Here is a 15,345-nt window from a genome sequence, read left to right as displayed (position 1 = left end):
AGATATATATAAAAGCACAGAAAAGAATTTAACTTTATATTAACAAATATATCTCAAGAATATGCTGTAAACTGAAGCGTGCCGAGATAAATAAGACGATTTTTTGAGAAAAATGAAGTGCTGTTTTATTTCATAATGTGAAAGCTATTTTCAAATCCTGCCGATCTTAAGGCAGGATTTTTAATTAAGCGATGGCGTCGTCGCTATCCGATAGGGTTGATGGGGGGATAATCTTTATCAATTTGCACCTAATACCCAAGTATGGGTCGATTGGTTAGGTTTAGCTGGAGTTGATATGAATTTATTCCTAAGTAATGAAGACATACACTCTTACGCTCATAAAGTTGCCAATAAACCGAATACTTTCCAAGTAGGAGGGCATGGTAATCCTTCATTGATGGTAGATGGAGCTACAGGTGAAAGATTAGATGCTAAAAAATTAGCAGCGAGAATTAAAAAAAATCCTAACTATAAATCAGGTATGACGGTTGAGATTTTATCCTGTAATACAGGAAAAGGAGCAAACCCTCTTGGACAACAACTTGCTAATGAATTAAATACTACAGTTAAAGCACCAAATGAATATCTTTGGTTTTCAAGTAACGGGGAATTAACACCGATGGGAATGAAGGCTGATCGCTCGCAAGATACAAGCAAACCAGGCACCATGAGAAGCTTTACTCCTCAAAGTAAAAAATAAGTAAGGAACATGCTAACTATGGAAATACTGAAAAATTTCTTAATTTTATTTTTGTTATTAACCCCTTTAATATCATGTAAACAACATCCGGAAAGAAATGAGAAAATGACTGACTTCATATCAACAGGTAGTACTTATTGGATTCCAGATGAAGAAATTCAAATTCTCGAAAAGAACGCCACTAATGGAGATAAAAACTCAGCATTCAAATTATATCAATACCATATGTTTGTATCTTTAGATCAAGATTTGGAATTTAAATGGCTAGAGATAGCGGCAAAAAATGGACATCCAATTGCCCAATCCAATTTAGCCGATTTATTTTTCACACAAGGCAATAAAGAAAAAGCCATATTTTGGGCTAAAAAGGCATATATAAATGGTGCCAAACTACCAGACGAATTAAAAATATTGATAAATATCAATTAATTAATAAGATTTAGCGGACTATCGTTACAAATCTAAAACTTCTGGAGGAGGATTAAGAAAATGTTGGAAACTTCCTAAGGGGCACATTATCGAACAGGACTCATTCCATGGAGAATATTTGATATCAAATAAAGTTTCAAAAATTAATCTTACTTATTTAAGAAATTGGACACAAAAAATTATGACTATTTTTTGCCCTGTTAAGAAGATATTATTTACCCAATAATGTGAAGATAATATCTTAACAGAGCATTAAGTTTGTCTGGAAGGAATGTTTTAAGACAACCTTAATGCCATAGCTCATAATACCTGAAAAAGTTGTAATGCATAATCGAAATGGTTAGCGAGCAGTTCCAGATATATCCATTTCTCTTTTTAGTTTGCCCCAGTCGTAATAATTCCCAAACCAGAGGTTATCTTCACAGTCGGTCATCCCTCTTGGGATACCAATTTGATTACAGAGGAGGTAGTGTGTCTGTTGGCTGCTTTCTTCTGCAGTTGTCTAATCGTGAATTTACACCAGTAGCTTGACTCTTTCGGCACCTGAAAACCAGAAAGAGAAGATAGTACTGGAATAGAGGCAAGCCCTAATGGGCCAATCTATCTTTCCCCAAAAAATTGAACCTAATTCAACAAATCGTCCCTCATATACCGGACAACCCCCTTAAAGAATACAACGGCAGCAACTATTACTACGACCACTTCGGCAACCTGATCCACCGTGAACTGGCCGACGGCGAAGTACAGAACTACTTCTGCGATCTGCATGACTAACTGGTCAAAGCCGGAATCTTCAAAAAAGACGGCACAAAAGAGACTTGGGCCTACACCTACGATGCTTTGGGTAGAAGGATAGGCAAAGGACGTCTGAACAACTAAGAAAGCTATTTAAAAAATTAAATAACTATAAACTTATAAATGTAAAAATAAATGTAAAAAAATAAGCCATCACTATTCTTTAGTGATGGCTTATTTTAAAGTAACTGGCACGCCCACGGGGAATCGAACCCCGGTTACCGCCGTGAAAGGGCGATGTCCTAACCGCTAGACGATGGGCGCGGAGATTTTCTGTGGCGCACCCGGAGCGATTCGAACGCCCGACCCTCTGGTTCGTAGCCAGATACTCTATCCAACTGAGCTACGGGTGCATCAAGAAAGATTCGAATTATAAAGAGAGGGCTATTTATTGTCAAGCGTTTTATTTGGAAAACTTGCAGACAGCGTGTAAAATGCGCATTTGCTATTGAATTTACAGAGAATAAAATGTCAGATTTCGCACGCTGGCCGCTCTTATCCGAAGCATTTTCCCGTTTGGGACGGCCTGTGGTCGTGGTGGATTTGGAGACGACCGGTGGAAATTTCTATCAAGACAGGATAACGGAAGTCGCCCTTGTTCGCTTTGAGCAAGGACGCGCCTCACATTACGAGCAATTGGTCAATCCTTGCCGCAGCATTCCCGAATTTGTTGCCAGGCTGACCGGAATTCATGATGAAACGGTAAAAAACGCGCCTGTCTTTGCCGATATTGCAGGCGATTTGTTGCCGCTGCTGCAAGGTGCAGTGGTTGTTGCCCACAACAGCCGCTTTGACTACACCTTCCTGCGCCACGAGTTTGCCCGTATCCATACTGACTTTGCCGCTCCCTCGCTCTGTACGGTTCAACTGTCGCGCCGCCTGTATCCTGAGTTTTACAAACACAGCCTCGACAGCATTATCGAACGCACCGGCATTCAGACGGCCAACCGCCACCGCGCCATGACCGATGTGGCCGCATTGTGTGATTATCTCGAATTAAGTCTGACAGAAAAAAATCATCAACAATGGGACGAACATGTCCGTGTATTGATGAATCCGAAAATGTTGCCCACTTGGCTGCCTGATTCGCTTGCCCAACAGCTCTATGCCCTGCCCGACAGTTACGGCGTATTGGTTTGGTTTGACTATTTCGGCAAAGCCCAAGCCATTGAAGCACATGAACGCACATACAGTGAAACCGCTACCCTGCTGCACAGCAAAAAACTGCCGCCGCACATCAAAGCCGCAGCCTCCATCCGTTTTATTCCGGCAGTCGGGCAGCTCCATACATTATGGCTCAAAGCCCAGACTATGCAGGAATACCAACTGATGCCGTCTGAAAAGTCCACATCGTTTTCTACCGTCCGCTTTATCGCTGACGAACACGGCGGCCTTCAAGCACGCATTGTCTTGTTAAACAGCGGCACCAGAAACTGGCGTCCTTACGGTTTGTTTGCCCACAAAAAAGCAGCCAAACGCGCTTTGACGCAATGGTCGCAAGAACACAGACTCTGCCCAGATTCGCTCAATATTTTGCCGACCGGCTACGCAAAGGGCGAACCCTGCCCTGTTGAGGCTGTCGGAAAATGCAATGGCAACTGCCGCCAGCCAAACGGCATCAAACATCAAAACCAACGCATTACCGAGCTTGCTGCCCTACTCCCCGTAACTGATTGGGGCAAAGCGCACGAAATTGAAATTACCGAAACCGACCCCCTGACCGGAAACAGCATTACCCTGCTCTGCGCCGGCGGCGCATTGGCATTGCCTGATGGAAGCTGGTATTTCGACAGCAGCCTGCCTCTCGTGATTAAAAACAAATTCAGACAAGACAAAGAAAATATCCGTTTGATTGCTTAAAACAAGGCCGTCTGAAAACCAAATTTTCAGACGGCCTATTGTGAATAACTTTCCGCTTTATTCTCAAAATAAAACTCTGCCTAAATTTTAATCAGAACTTATTTTTATAATAGCAATCAAATACTAAACCAATTTATACACAAGCTGTTCACACAATTTTCAATGAAAGCTGTGTATACCCAGCCCGATGAGTAAACCATGAACAATCCTGAAATCATCTTCTTTGACATCGACGACACCCTCTACCGCAAATACACGGATACCCTGCGTCCTTCGGTTGCCCAAGCCATGCGCGCATTGAAAGCCAAAGGCATTTTAACTGCCATTGCCACCGGCCGTCCGAAAGCCGCCATTCCCGCCAAAGTCAAAGCCTTGATTCAAGAATGCGGTATCGACATGCTCGTTACCATCAACGGCCAATATATTTCCTTTCGCGGCGAACCTCTGCAAAGCTACCCCTTGGACATTGCCGACATCGAAACCGCCATCAACCTGCTTGAACAACACAAAATAGACTACGCCTTTGTCAACAACCAAGAAATTGCCGTTTCCTCCCATTCGCCACGCGTTGTCGAAGGCTTATCGCATATCCTGCCCAACTTCCTGACTGACAAAGAATATTTCCGCAAACAACCTGTTTATCAAATGTTGGTCTTTGTGGATAAGGAAGAAGAAAAAATCCTGCAACCGCTAACCCAGCAACACGGCTTCAAATCCGTCCGCTGGCATGAATATGCTGTGGACCTGCTGCGCAAAGAAGGTTCAAAAGCACGGGGCATCGCCCACGCAGTGGAAAAACTGGGGATTGATATGAACAAAGTGATGGCATTCGGCGACAGCTTCAACGACTTGGAAATGCTGTCAACCGTCGGCTTTGGTGTTGCCATGGGCAATGGCGAAGACGCTGCCAAATCTGCCGCACAATTCGTCTGCCCAAGTGTTGATGAAGACGGCGTCTTGCGCGGCTTGCAAGAATTGGGCGTAATTTAAAACATCAAATCAAAAGGCCGTCTGAACATTTTTTCAGACGGCCTTGTTCTATCAATAAACTTCCTGCCTACTTCGGCAATACCAAAAAGCTAATCAGCAATTCTTTAAATACGAACCCAAACACACCCAAGCCCAAAACCAAGAAGAGCATGGCAATGCCGAATTTGCCGGCTTTGGATTCTTTACCCAAGTTCCAAACGATAAAGCCCAAAAAGATAATCAGGCCACTCAGTAGGATTTTCATTGCCCATGAGGCGAATTCTGCTTCAGACATTATTTTTTTCCTTTTATTCTTAAGATGTGTGTTTAATTGCTTTCAGACGGCCTATTAAAATTTAAGGCCGTCTGAAATTTGTTTTTAGATTATTTGTTCAATGCTTGTTGCAAATCATCAATCAAATCGTCGATGTGTTCCAAACCGACAGAGAGGCGGATCAAGCCCGGGCGGATATTCGCGGCGAGTTTTTCTTCAGGCTGCATCCGGCCGTGCGTGGTTGTCCACGGATGGGTGATGGTCGAGCGCACATCGCCGAGGTTGGCAGTACGGGAAAAGAGCTCTACGCCGTCCACGATTTTCCATGCCGTTTCTTGGTCTGCGACTTCAAAACCTACCACAATACCGCCGCCATTTTGCTGTTTGCGGATCAGTTCGGCTTGCGGATGGTCGGGCAAACCGGTGTAGTACACAGCTTGGACTTGCAGCTGCTCTTTCAACCATTGTGCAATTTTCAGCGCATTGTCGTATTGTTTTTCCATACGCAGCGACAAGGTTTCCACGCCGCTCAACAGCTGCCATGCGTTAAACGGAGACATCGCCAAACCGCAAGAGTTGCAATACATGGCTACTTGCGTCATCAATTCATCCGAACCGGCCAACACGCCACCCATCACGCGGCCGTGGCCATCAATGGCTTTGGTTGCGGAAGACACGGAAATATCCGCACCGTGTTTCAAAGGTTGCGAACCGGCTGGCGACAAGAGACTGTTGTCCACCACCAAAAGCGCGCCGATGCGGTGTGCCAGTTCAGCTAAAGCTTCCAAATCGGCAACTTCGCCCAAAGGGTTGGACGGCGTTTCCAAGAAAAACAGTTTGGTATTGGGCTTGATGGCAGCTTTCCATTCATCCACATCAACCGGCGATACATGGCTGACTTCGATGCCGAACTTGGTAACGATGTTATTGATGAAACCGACAGTTGTACCAAACAGGCTGCGGCTGGAAATAACATGATCACCGGCTTGCAAGAAGGTAAAAAACGCTGCCTGAATCGCGGACATACCGGTCGAAGTGGCTACCGCGCGCTCTGCGCCTTCCAATGCGGCAATGCGTTTTTCAAAAGCGGCAGTAGTCGGATTGGCTGTACGGGTATAGGTAAAGCCTTTAATTTTTTTGGAAAACAAATCTGCCGCATGTTGCGCGCTTTCCCACATGAAGCTGCTGGTCAAAAACAGCGCCTGATTGTGTTCGCGATATTCGGTTTGCTCTTTGCCGCCCCGGATGGCCAGCGTTTGCGGATGAAGTTTTTTGTTCATTTATTTTCCAATCTACTGTGTATTCCAATGGACGGAACAATATTTTTCCGTCTGTTTAACTTGTTAACATTTTGCGCCGATTTCTACTATCTTTCAAGCCGAAGGCCGTGTTTCGGACCGTCTGAAAAAACAGGAAAACCGTTTTTACTGATAAAGGCGGCCGTCGTGTTTCAACCAGCCGTCAGTATGCCGGGCTGACGGGTCATGGTGCGTCCAATGGATAACGCCGCCCTGCTCCGACCATTCGTATTCGCCGTAAAACGCTACTTTATCGCCTTTTTTCAAACCCTTAATCTTATCGGCAAGGTCGATATTGTGTGCCACCAAAAGCGTCTGACCGCTGGAGAGCTTCAAGATAAAGCGTTGGTGGCGCGTGCCTTTGTTGTCATCCGGCAGGGTTTTCCATACCGTGCCCTCGCCCTCAACCTGAATATCGCTTTGCTCGTTTTCAAACGCCTGTTTCAAAACCGCTTCGGCTGATTCTTTGCCCGAACCGATTTGCTGCTGAGCCGCATCGGCATTCTTTTTACCCACATTATTTTGTTTTTGAACAGCTTCTATTTTCTGCTGATTCTGCGATTGTACCGGCTGATTGTTTTGCATTTTGTTATAGGCAAATACGGCAACCAAAGCAATCAGCAATACAATGATTTTATTTTTATTCATAACAATCTCAAAAAAAATGCCCGATTCTGCATCGGGCATATCAACTATTTAGAAAGGATATTTATCACGAAAACGTGAGCCGCTATTATACACGTTTCGTAAAATTTTAAGGGAATTTTACGCCAAAGGCCGTCTGAAACTTTTCAGACGGCCAGGATACTCAACGGCGGTATTTCATTTCAGTCTTCATATCGTCCAAAATACGTTTGACGTTGTGTTCCAATACATCCTCCACCAAGCCAGGCGCCTGCTCGTTCAGCATTTGCTGCAACTGGTAAGTGAACAAGGCCATTTGTTTTTGCACGGCAATCCGAATCATGCCGTTGACCGCATCGGCCACATGGGGACGCAAACGCTTAATCAGACGCTCGGTCAAATCCTTTTCAGAAACACAGAATACTTCCCGACGGCCAATCGCCTGCGGGTTCAATACATTGATATGGACATTGATGGCCGGTTCTTTTTCAAGGCCGTCTGAAACCGCCTCTTCAGCCGCTTGCGCATCATCATTTTCCGGTTTTTCAGTTTCTTCCACTTCAGGCGCATCAAAATCTACGGCACCTGATTTCGGATTCAGTCTGACAGTGCGGGTGGATTCAATATGACGCTCTGAAGCCGCGGCCTGCAATGCCGATTGCGCGCTCAACCAGTTGTCCTGCAAAACCACCATCGCATCGGTTTCCACTGCTTCGCCATCGTCTGCAAGGGCAGTATTGTGTTCCAACTGCCAGCGGTACAAATATTCTTCCAATACTTTTTCACGATTGTCCGCATCTAATTTATATTCTTTTTTAGACGCGGTTTTGGGCGCAACATCGACAGCGTCGTCCGATTTTTTGACCAATGGCGCATGAGTCGGCGCAGTATTGAATTGTCGTGCCTGACGCAATCTTTCCAAGCGTTTTTCCCAATTCAGATCTTCTTCCTCGAGGGCTGTGGGGTCAAGACGGTTGTTTTCCATAATAATCTCGTTTTTTCATTTTTATTGTGAGCCGCATTCAAACCTAAAATCACTTGAAATACGGCCGATGGTTGGACATATCCGGCAAGCCGGCGCAAGCGTCACATTTTAATATTAATTCGCTATATAATCACTATTTTATTTAATACTCAAGGATACATCATGAGCAGCATCGAACAACGCCTCGAATATCTGGAAGAGGCCAACGACGCTTTGCGTATGCAAAACCACGTCCTCGCCACCGCCCTCAAAGGCCTTATCCGCTCCCTGCCCTCTGACATGGCCAACGATGCCGTAGAATCCATCCAGCTTGCCTTTGAAGACGCGTTGGCGGAATTGAGCTATGAAGACAGCCCGCACACCGACCTTTTCCATGACGTAACCTACGCATTTTTCCGAGAAAAAGACCACTGATTTCGGCTAGTTTGTTCACAAAATTATGCTAAACTAAGATTTTATCCGTTAACATTTTATTAAGAAAGCACATATCATGAACATGAAAAAATGGCTGGCCACTGCCCTCGCTTGTTCCGCCCTTGCCCTGACTGCCTGCGGCGGTCAAAGCAACAATGCCTCTGCTCCTGCCGATAAAGTGTACCGTGTCGGCTCTAACGCCGAGTTTGCCCCATTTGAATCTTTGGATTCTGCCGGCAAAGTGGAAGGTTTTGACGTTGACTTGATGAATGCCATGGCCAAAGCCGGCAACTTCAAAGTCGAATTCAAACACCAGCCATGGGAAAGCCTCTTCCCTTCGCTGAACAACGGCGACGTGGACATCGTTATGTCCGGCGTAACCATCACTGACGACCGCAAACAAAGCATGCTCTTCAGCGACCCATACTTTGAAATTACCCAAGTCGTCCTCGTTCCGAAAGGCAAAAAAGTATCTTCTTCCGAAGACCTGAAAAACATGGCCAAAGTCGGCGTGGTAACCGGCTACACCGGCGACTTCTCCGTTTCCAAACTCTTGGGCAACGACAATCCGAAAATCGCCCGCTTTGAAAGCGTTCCCCTGATTATCAAAGAATTGGAAAACGGCGGTTTGGATTCCGTAGTCAGCGACAGCGCAGTCATTGCCAACTATGTGAAAAACAACCCGACCAAAGGCTTGGATTTCATCTCCCTGCCTGACTTCACCATCGAAAACTACGGTATCGCTGCACGCAAAGGCGACGAAGCAACCATCAAAATGTTGAACGATGCGCTGAAAAAAGTACGCGAAAGCGGCGAATACGACAAAATTTACGCCAAATACTTTGCTAAAGAAGGCGAAAAAACCGAAGCAGCCAAATAATCCGGTATGACTTCTTAAACTAAAGGCCGTCTGAAAACTTTTCAGACGGCCTTTAATCTGTTTAACTCAATTAAACGCAAGCGTCCCCTATAATCCACTTGTTTTTATCCTTCAAATGAAAGATACGTCATGATCAAACCCCTTATCCTCAGCCTCGCTGCCGCCACTGCTTTGGCCGCCTGCTCCGCTTCTGAAAAACAAGAATCTCCTAAGGTCGGCGTGGCCAATCCTGCTTCTGAATTCTGCGTCAAACAAGGTGGCAAATCCGAAATCAAAAAAGATAAAGACGGTGGTGAATACGGCGTGTGCCACTTACCTAACGGTACCGTTGTCGAAGAATGGGAATATTTCCGTCAACACAACAAATAATTGCTCAATCATAGAAAAGGCCGTCTGAACCCAAGTTTCAGACGGCCTTTTTATTTAAACAACGATTATTTTACTTCCAATTTGGTCACGCCGCCCATATACGGTTGCAACGCAGCAGGAACATTAATGCTGCCATCGGCATTTTGATGGTTTTCCAATACCGCCACCAAAGTACGGCCGACTGCCAAGCCTGAGCCGTTCAAAGTATGCACCAAACGGTTTTTACCGTTTTCATCTTTGAAACGCGCTTTCATGCGGCGAGCTTGGAAATCTTCGCAGTTGGAACAGCTGGAAATTTCGCGGTAAGTGTTTTGCGCAGGAACCCAAACTTCCAAGTCGTAGGTTTTAGTTGCGCCGAAACCCATGTCGCCGGTACACAAAGTGATCACGCGGTATGGCAGTTCCAACGCTTTCAAAATATTTTCAGCGTGGCCGACCATTTCTTCCAGCGCTTCGTATGATTTTTCCGGATGAACGATTTGCACCATTTCCACTTTGTCGAATTGGTGTTGGCGAATCAAGCCGCGCACGTCTTTACCGTATGCGCCCGCTTCGGAGCGGAAACATGGGGAATGCGCAGTTAATTTCAACGGAAAATCACTGCCGGCCACGATGCTGTCGGCAACAGTATTGGTCAGCGTTACTTCAGCAGTCGGAATCAGATATTGCGTTTTCTTACTCTCATCACCGCCGCGGGTAACGTGGAACAAATCTTCTGCAAATTTAGGCAGTTGACCCGTACCTTGCAGGGTCAGGTCATCCACAATGTAAGGCGTGTAATGTTCGGTATAGCCGTGTTTCAGCGTGTGCGTATCCAGCATGAACTGAGCCAAAGCGCGATGCAGACGGGCGATTTGACCTTTCATGACGGTAAAGCGCGCGCCGGACAGTTTCGCACCGCCTTCAAAATCCAAGCCCAAAGGCTCGCCCAAATCAACATGGTCTTTGATTTCAAAATCAAATTCGCGCGGCGTGCCCACTTTGCGGACTTCAACGTTTTCAGTTTCGTCTTTACCGACAGGCACACTTTCGTGCGGCAGGTTCGGAATGCTCAGCAGCCAAGCATCCAATTCTTTCTGAACGGCATCCAAATCAGCGGCAGCCTGCTCCAAATCCGCCTTGATTTGGGTAACCTGATCCATCGCAGCTTGAGCCTCTTCGTGTTTGCCTTGACCTTTCAACGCACCGATTTGTTTGGAAATACTGTTTCGTGAAGCCTGCAACTCTTCTGTTTTCACTTGAACGGCTTTACGTTGCTCTTCCAAAGCGTTGAAACGCGCGGTATCAAACTCGTAACCGCGTGCGGCCAAACGTTCTGCAACTGCGGCGGTATTGCTGCGGAGCAATTGGATGTCTAACATTGTTTTCTCTCGTTAAGATTCAGAATGGCATTATTGTAAACCAATTTAAAGATATTTTCACAGCGACAGGCCGTCTGAAAACAAAAAACGCCCCTGAAAAAAGCAGGAGCGTTTTTTAAGAATTTTGGCACGCCCACGGGGATTCGAACCCCGGTTGCCGCCGTGAAAGGGCAGTGTCCTAGGCCTCTAGACGATGGGCGCGTAACCGAAGCGCGAACTATACAGAAAGCCTTTTCTTCTGTCAACGCCTTTACTGCATTTTTAAAGGTGCTGCCGATTTCCGTATGTTATTTTCCCTGTATAATGCCGGTTTTAATAAAAAGGAAAACTCGCCATGTGGTTTAAGCAAATCAGTTTTTATCCGCTCAACAAAGACAAATTGCCCGAATTGGAAGTCCTTGCCGACAAATTGGCGCAATCCGAATTTGCCCATTGTCAGGGTTTGGACTGGTTTAGCGAAGGCTTTGCCACGCCGGTTTCCTTTTCGCCCGAGCTGGTTTTCCCTGCCGATTACACTTGGCGTGTGGCCCTGAAAAAAGAAGAAAAAGTCCTGCCTGCCGGCGTCATCCGTGATATTTTGGATGAAAAGGTTTTGGAAATCCAAAACAACGAAGCGCGCAATGTCGGCCGCAAGGAAAAACAAGAACTGAAAGAACAGATTACTGACGACCTGCTGCCCCGTGCCTTTACGCGCAGCAGCCGCACACAGGTGATTTTCGACACGCGCCACGGGTATCTTTTGGTCAACAATGCCGCATCTGCCAAAGCGGAAAATATCCTGACCAAACTGCGCGAAGCCTTGGGCGGCCTTGAAGCAGCCCTGCCCAACACCAAACAATCGCCCTCCTCCCTGATGACCAGCTGGCTGCTGCAAGGCCATTGCGAAGGCGGTTTTGAATTGGACAGCGATTGCGAACTCAAAGGCGTAGGCGATGTTGTCCCGGTCGTCAAAGTTTCCAAACAAGACCTGACCGCCGATGAAGTGGTACAACACGTCAAAAACGGCAAAACTGTTACCCAGCTGGGCTTGGTATGGCGAGAACAAATCGCATTCATCCTTACCCAAGACTTTACACTCAAACGCATCCAGTATCTGGACGTTTTGCAAGAAGAAGCGGAAAGCAACGGCGACGATGCCGCCAGCCTCGCCTTTGCCTCGCAAATCCTGATGACCGAAGCCATCAGCACCATGTTGGAAGAACTGGTTTCTTATTTGGGCGGCTGGCAAGAATAATTTTTCAGACGGCCTTTTGATTGGGAAATATCAAAGGCCGTCTGAAATATAAATAGAAGTATCAGAAAGGATGTCATGATGTTGGGCGCAGTCATTGGCGATATTGCCGGATCAAGATTTGAGTTTGACAACTACCGTCACATCGATTTTGACATTTTCAGCCCCGACAGCGACTTTACTGATGACACGATTTGTACTGTTGCCATCGCCGATTGGGTTTTACAAGGCTGCAACGATCATTTAGCCTCTATTTTACAAGGCTGGTGTAGGGCATATCCCTACCCTAAAGGCGCATATGGCGGCCGCTTTTCACAATGGATAGAATGGAAAGATCCAGAACCTTATAATAGCTGGGGCAACGGCTCGGCCATGCGTGTTTCTGCCGTTGGCTGGGCATTTGCCACATTGGAAGAAACCCTGCATTTTGCCGAACAATCCGCCGCCGTAACGCACAACCATCCGGAAGGCATTAAAGGTGCACAAGCTGTAGCCGCCGCCATCTTTTGGGCGCGTACCGGCATCGGCAAAGCGCAAATCAAAGAAGACATTACACGACAATTCGGCTACAACTTGAGCCAAAGTTGCGACCAAATCCGGCCGCATTATCATTTCAACGAAAGCTGTCAAGAAACCGTACCTCAAGCAGTTACCGCCTTTCTTGAAAGCGATGATTTTGAACACGCCATCCGACTGGCAGTTTCCCTGGGCGGAGACAGCGATACTTTAGCAGCCATTACCGGCAGTATTGCCGAAGCCTACCATGGTATCCCTGCATCCATGCGCGAACACGCTTTAGCCATATTGCCACGCCGTATTGCTGAAACCCTGCTGACTTTTGAATCCCAATATCAGGCCGTCTGAAACTGCCTGCAAAAAGGAATGAATGATGAAATACCTCGCCCTACTCCCTATCGCCTTCATGCTGGGTTCGCCTGCCATTGCCGAAACCATCAATCCTTATCAGGAAAAAGGTTGCGTTTACGATGGCGATGTCGGCAAAGACGGCAAACCATCCGGCAAAGGCACATGGAAATGCCAAGACGGCCGCAGCTATGTCGGAGCCTTTAAAAACGGCAAATTTGACGGCAAAGGCGTATATACCGTTTCCAGCAACAGCGAAACCTTTATCGAACCTTTCTCCTCCAACAGCGCCAAATTACGCAATATGACGCTGGAGGGCGTGTTCAAAAAAGGCAGGGCGCACGGAAACTTTACCGCCTCCCAAAACGGCACACCAGTCTTCATCATGAAATGCGAAGACGGTATGATTAAAGAAGTCAAACTGCCTAAGAAATCTGCTTCCAAAACCAAATAAACAGCCTTTCAGACGGCCTTATCCATCTTCTAGGCCGTCTGAAACATCAATGAACAAGCCTGCCTATAAGGCTGTTGTGTTGATTTTAAAGAATTTCCAAACAACCCTTACCCCAGGACAACCACCATGAGCATTAAATCCGACAAATGGATACGCCGCATGGCCGAAGAACACGGCATGATTGAGCCGTTCGAGCCCAACCAAATCAAAGAGGCCAACGGCCAACGCATCATTTCCTACGGCACATCCAGCTACGGCTACGACATCCGTTGTGCTAATGAATTTAAAATCTTCACCAATATCAACAGCACCATCGTCGACCCGAAAAACTTCGACCCGAAAAACTTCGTTACAGTCGAAGACGACTGCTGCATCATTCCGCCCAACTCCTTTGCTTTGGCGCGCACAGTCGAATATTTCCGCATCCCGCGCAACGTCCTAACCGTCTGCTTGGGCAAATCCACCTATGCTCGCTGCGGCATTATCGTCAACGTTACCCCGTTCGAGCCAGAGTGGGAAGGCTACGTTACGCTTGAGTTTTCCAACACCACCCCCCTGCCTGCCAAAATCTATGCCGGCGAAGGCGTGGCTCAAGTCTTGTTCTTTGAAAGCGATGAAGTCTGCGAAACTTCATACAAAGACCGCAACGGCAAATACATGGGACAAACCGGTGTTACCCTGCCTAAGACTTAATACACAAAATAAAAAAAGGCCGTCTGAAATTTCAGACGGCCTTTTATCATTTCATTTAGAAACGGCGTTTCAACTTGCAAGCCTGCAAGATATGAACGGCAAGTTCTTCCACTGATTTATCGGTTGTATTGGTAAACGGTACACCGTGGCGTTTGAACATATTTTGCGCATCAGCAATCTCGCTGCGGCAAGTATCGATTTTGGCATAGGTCGAATTAGGACGGCGTTCCTGACGGATTGCCTGCAAGCGTTCAGGCTGAATGGTCAAGCCGAACAGCTTGTCTTTATAAGGTTTGACCATACGCGGCAAATCGGTCGATTCCAAATCATCGGGAATCAATGGATAGTTTGCGGCGCGGATACCGTATTGCAGGGCCAGATAGAGACAGGTCGGCGTTTTGCCCGAACGGGACACGCCCATCAAAATCACATCCGCTTCCTGCAGGTTTTTATCGCTGACGCCGTCATCATGATTCAGTGAAAAATTGACCGCCTCCATACGCGCATCATAGCGTTGGGTATTGCCGATACTGTGGTGCCCCTGCTGGGCGGCAACCGCCTCCGTATTGAGTTCCTTTTCCAAAAGACCGAGAAAGGTTTCAAAGAAATTAATATGGAACGCATTAGCTTTCTTGATGATTTCACGGATTTCGTCATTGACCACACTGACAAAAGCAATCGGGCGCACGCCGAATTTTTCAGCTGACTGGTTGACTTTGTCTACAACAGCACGCGCTTTTTCAGGCGTATCAATAAACGGATAGGTATGGCGTTTGAACTCAACATTGCCAAATTGGTTCAGCAAGGCTTCACCGATATTTTCAGCGGTCAGACCGGTTCGGTCGGAAATATAGAAGACTTGGCGTGGATCAGTCATAATGAATCCTCTTGAGGGTAACGTTTCAGACGGCAATCATAGCAGTTACAGCCTTTGCAATAAAGCGATTCCCGATAGATTACACAGGATTACAACAAATTTGAACAATTTTTAAATTGGCACAAAATTTTATTTTTTGCTATTTTGTAGAATTTTATTCTAAAATTGCAAAATAAATCTTGTTTATCAAATTTATTAACTTATTTTGTTTTCCATATTTAACAAGAAGATAACACGTAAAAACATGAATCTGATATTCACATTTCAG

At 46.3% G+C, this 15,345-nt stretch carries 19 protein-coding genes and 3 tRNA genes; 13 read left to right on the top strand and 9 right to left on the bottom strand.

What is annotated here, in order from left to right:
- The first annotated feature begins 295 nt into the window (after positions 1 to 295).
- The 4 genes from HMPREF2952_RS04430 (at position 296) to HMPREF2952_RS11605 (ending at position 2,008) form a co-directional block, all read left to right on the top strand.
- The gene (locus HMPREF2952_RS04430; protein WP_049343954.1) at positions 296 to 700 is read left to right on the top strand and encodes a hypothetical protein; all 405 of its coding nucleotides are present in this window, start codon (positions 296 to 298) and stop codon (positions 698 to 700) included.
- 18 nt (positions 701 to 718) lie between these two features.
- Complete coding sequence (locus HMPREF2952_RS04425) at positions 719 to 1,129, top strand: tetratricopeptide repeat protein (protein ID WP_224783393.1); 411 nt, start codon at positions 719 to 721, stop codon at positions 1,127 to 1,129.
- Positions 1,130 to 1,747: 618 nt separating this feature from the next.
- Positions 1,748 to 1,903 (top strand): hypothetical protein, encoded by a 156-nt coding sequence (locus tag HMPREF2952_RS11485; protein ID WP_004521108.1) that lies wholly within the window; start codon positions 1,748 to 1,750, stop codon positions 1,901 to 1,903.
- The gene (locus HMPREF2952_RS11605) at positions 1,904 to 2,008 is read left to right on the top strand and encodes a hypothetical protein (protein WP_283771159.1); all 105 of its coding nucleotides are present in this window, start codon (positions 1,904 to 1,906) and stop codon (positions 2,006 to 2,008) included.
- Between the two features lie 105 nt (positions 2,009 to 2,113).
- Here HMPREF2952_RS11605 and HMPREF2952_RS04420 read toward each other — a convergent pair.
- Both HMPREF2952_RS04420 and HMPREF2952_RS04415 read right to left on the bottom strand, forming a co-directional pair.
- Positions 2,114 to 2,188: transfer RNA gene (locus HMPREF2952_RS04420), tRNA-Glu, on the bottom strand.
- A 12-nt stretch (positions 2,189 to 2,200) separates the two neighbouring features.
- Positions 2,201 to 2,277: transfer RNA gene (locus tag HMPREF2952_RS04415), tRNA-Arg, on the bottom strand.
- 115 nt (positions 2,278 to 2,392) lie between these two features.
- On the opposite strand from HMPREF2952_RS04415, the gene HMPREF2952_RS04410 reads away from it, so the two are divergent.
- Complete coding sequence (locus HMPREF2952_RS04410; protein ID WP_070624759.1) at positions 2,393 to 3,784, top strand: 3'-5' exonuclease family protein; 1,392 nt, start codon at positions 2,393 to 2,395, stop codon at positions 3,782 to 3,784.
- 198 nt (positions 3,785 to 3,982) lie between these two features.
- A complete protein-coding gene (locus HMPREF2952_RS04405) occupies positions 3,983 to 4,774 on the top strand; it encodes a Cof-type HAD-IIB family hydrolase (protein WP_004521105.1) in 792 nt (263 codons plus the stop codon).
- Between the two features lie 67 nt (positions 4,775 to 4,841).
- Here HMPREF2952_RS04405 and HMPREF2952_RS04400 read toward each other — a convergent pair whose 3' ends face one another.
- The 4 genes from HMPREF2952_RS04400 to HMPREF2952_RS04385 form a co-directional block, all read right to left on the bottom strand.
- Positions 4,842 to 5,048, bottom strand: a complete 207-nt coding sequence (locus HMPREF2952_RS04400; protein WP_004521104.1) for a DUF2788 domain-containing protein — start codon at positions 5,046 to 5,048, stop codon at positions 4,842 to 4,844.
- An 89-nt stretch (positions 5,049 to 5,137) separates the two neighbouring features.
- Entirely contained in the window at positions 5,138 to 6,307 is a 1,170-nt protein-coding gene (gene metZ, locus HMPREF2952_RS04395) for an O-succinylhomoserine sulfhydrylase (protein ID WP_004521103.1), read from the bottom strand.
- A 144-nt stretch (positions 6,308 to 6,451) separates the two neighbouring features.
- Positions 6,452 to 7,012, bottom strand: coding sequence for a DUF3465 domain-containing protein (locus tag HMPREF2952_RS04390; RefSeq protein ID WP_004521102.1), 561 nt, complete (start codon positions 7,010 to 7,012; stop codon positions 6,452 to 6,454).
- 121 nt (positions 7,013 to 7,133) lie between these two features.
- Positions 7,134 to 7,934: a hypothetical protein gene (locus HMPREF2952_RS04385; protein WP_004521101.1), complete on the bottom strand. Its 801-nt coding sequence runs from the start codon at positions 7,932 to 7,934 to the stop codon at positions 7,134 to 7,136.
- Positions 7,935 to 8,096: 162 nt separating this feature from the next.
- Between HMPREF2952_RS04385 and HMPREF2952_RS04380 the strand changes: the two genes are divergently transcribed.
- The 3 genes from HMPREF2952_RS04380 to HMPREF2952_RS04370 all read left to right on the top strand — a co-directional run bounded on the left by HMPREF2952_RS04380 (position 8,097) and on the right by HMPREF2952_RS04370 (position 9,597).
- On the top strand, positions 8,097 to 8,348 hold the full coding sequence (locus HMPREF2952_RS04380; protein ID WP_003680526.1) for an NGO1151 family protein: 252 nt from the start codon (positions 8,097 to 8,099) through the stop codon (positions 8,346 to 8,348).
- Between the two features lie 76 nt (positions 8,349 to 8,424).
- Positions 8,425 to 9,228, top strand: a complete 804-nt coding sequence (locus HMPREF2952_RS04375) for a basic amino acid ABC transporter substrate-binding protein (RefSeq protein ID WP_004521100.1) — start codon at positions 8,425 to 8,427, stop codon at positions 9,226 to 9,228.
- 129 nt (positions 9,229 to 9,357) lie between these two features.
- Complete coding sequence (locus HMPREF2952_RS04370) at positions 9,358 to 9,597, top strand: putative hemolysin (protein WP_004521099.1); 240 nt, start codon at positions 9,358 to 9,360, stop codon at positions 9,595 to 9,597.
- A gap of 65 nt (positions 9,598 to 9,662) precedes the next feature.
- On the opposite strand, the gene serS is transcribed toward HMPREF2952_RS04370, so the two are convergent.
- Both serS and HMPREF2952_RS04360 read right to left on the bottom strand, forming a co-directional pair.
- Positions 9,663 to 10,958, bottom strand: coding sequence for a serine--tRNA ligase (gene serS / locus HMPREF2952_RS04365; RefSeq protein WP_004521097.1), 1,296 nt, complete (start codon positions 10,956 to 10,958; stop codon positions 9,663 to 9,665).
- A 125-nt stretch (positions 10,959 to 11,083) separates the two neighbouring features.
- Positions 11,084 to 11,159, bottom strand: a tRNA-Glu gene (locus tag HMPREF2952_RS04360).
- Positions 11,160 to 11,292: 133 nt separating this feature from the next.
- Here HMPREF2952_RS04360 and rdgC point away from each other — a divergent pair.
- The 4 genes from rdgC to dcd all read left to right on the top strand — a co-directional run bounded on the left by rdgC (position 11,293) and on the right by dcd (position 14,200).
- The gene (gene rdgC, locus HMPREF2952_RS04355; protein WP_004521096.1) at positions 11,293 to 12,192 is read left to right on the top strand and encodes a recombination-associated protein RdgC; all 900 of its coding nucleotides are present in this window, start codon (positions 11,293 to 11,295) and stop codon (positions 12,190 to 12,192) included.
- Positions 12,193 to 12,270: 78 nt separating this feature from the next.
- Complete coding sequence (locus tag HMPREF2952_RS04350; RefSeq protein WP_039862574.1) at positions 12,271 to 13,053, top strand: ADP-ribosylglycohydrolase family protein; 783 nt, start codon at positions 12,271 to 12,273, stop codon at positions 13,051 to 13,053.
- A 22-nt stretch (positions 13,054 to 13,075) separates the two neighbouring features.
- Positions 13,076 to 13,507, top strand: a complete 432-nt coding sequence (locus tag HMPREF2952_RS04345; RefSeq protein WP_004521094.1) for an MORN repeat-containing protein — start codon at positions 13,076 to 13,078, stop codon at positions 13,505 to 13,507.
- 126 nt (positions 13,508 to 13,633) lie between these two features.
- Positions 13,634 to 14,200 carry a dCTP deaminase gene (gene dcd, locus HMPREF2952_RS04340; protein WP_003680541.1) on the top strand — a complete coding sequence of 189 codons (567 nt, stop codon included), beginning with the start codon at positions 13,634 to 13,636 and terminating at the stop codon, positions 14,198 to 14,200.
- A gap of 55 nt (positions 14,201 to 14,255) precedes the next feature.
- Here dcd and HMPREF2952_RS04335 read toward each other — a convergent pair whose 3' ends face one another.
- Positions 14,256 to 15,077 carry a posphoenolpyruvate synthetase regulatory kinase/phosphorylase PpsR gene (locus HMPREF2952_RS04335; RefSeq protein ID WP_004520520.1) on the bottom strand — a complete coding sequence of 274 codons (822 nt, stop codon included), beginning with the start codon at positions 15,075 to 15,077 and terminating at the stop codon, positions 14,256 to 14,258.
- Positions 15,078 to 15,345: the final 268 nt, after the last annotated feature.

This window comes from Neisseria sp. HMSC068C12, assembly GCF_001814095.1.
Classification (GTDB): Bacteria; Pseudomonadota; Gammaproteobacteria; order Burkholderiales; family Neisseriaceae; genus Neisseria; species Neisseria perflava.
The sequence above is the reverse complement of the archived record's forward strand: the minus strand, read 5'-3'. Positions and strand labels throughout refer to the sequence as shown.

Coding starts and splice junctions, on each gene's coding strand:
- HMPREF2952_RS04335 (WP_004520520.1), bottom strand. CDS start 15,077: ATGACTGATCCACGCCAAGTCTTCTATATTTCCGACCGAACCGGTCTG.
- HMPREF2952_RS04425 (WP_224783393.1), top strand. CDS start 719: ATGGAAATACTGAAAAATTTCTTAATTTTATTTTTGTTATTAACCCCT.
- HMPREF2952_RS04430 (WP_049343954.1), top strand. CDS start 296: ATGAATTTATTCCTAAGTAATGAAGACATACACTCTTACGCTCATAAA.
- dcd (WP_003680541.1), top strand. CDS start 13,634: ATGAGCATTAAATCCGACAAATGGATACGCCGCATGGCCGAAGAACAC.
- HMPREF2952_RS04390 (WP_004521102.1), bottom strand. CDS start 7,012: ATGCCCGATGCAGAATCGGGCATTTTTTTTGAGATTGTTATGAATAAA.
- HMPREF2952_RS04410 (WP_070624759.1), top strand. CDS start 2,393: ATGTCAGATTTCGCACGCTGGCCGCTCTTATCCGAAGCATTTTCCCGT.
- serS (WP_004521097.1), bottom strand. CDS start 10,958: ATGTTAGACATCCAATTGCTCCGCAGCAATACCGCCGCAGTTGCAGAA.
- HMPREF2952_RS04405 (WP_004521105.1), top strand. CDS start 3,983: ATGAACAATCCTGAAATCATCTTCTTTGACATCGACGACACCCTCTAC.
- metZ (WP_004521103.1), bottom strand. CDS start 6,307: ATGAACAAAAAACTTCATCCGCAAACGCTGGCCATCCGGGGCGGCAAA.
- HMPREF2952_RS04400 (WP_004521104.1), bottom strand. CDS start 5,048: ATGTCTGAAGCAGAATTCGCCTCATGGGCAATGAAAATCCTACTGAGT.
- rdgC (WP_004521096.1), top strand. CDS start 11,293: ATGTGGTTTAAGCAAATCAGTTTTTATCCGCTCAACAAAGACAAATTG.
- HMPREF2952_RS04350 (WP_039862574.1), top strand. CDS start 12,271: ATGTTGGGCGCAGTCATTGGCGATATTGCCGGATCAAGATTTGAGTTT.
- HMPREF2952_RS04385 (WP_004521101.1), bottom strand. CDS start 7,934: ATGGAAAACAACCGTCTTGACCCCACAGCCCTCGAGGAAGAAGATCTG.
- HMPREF2952_RS04345 (WP_004521094.1), top strand. CDS start 13,076: ATGATGAAATACCTCGCCCTACTCCCTATCGCCTTCATGCTGGGTTCG.
- HMPREF2952_RS04370 (WP_004521099.1), top strand. CDS start 9,358: ATGATCAAACCCCTTATCCTCAGCCTCGCTGCCGCCACTGCTTTGGCC.
- HMPREF2952_RS04375 (WP_004521100.1), top strand. CDS start 8,425: ATGAACATGAAAAAATGGCTGGCCACTGCCCTCGCTTGTTCCGCCCTT.
- HMPREF2952_RS04380 (WP_003680526.1), top strand. CDS start 8,097: ATGAGCAGCATCGAACAACGCCTCGAATATCTGGAAGAGGCCAACGAC.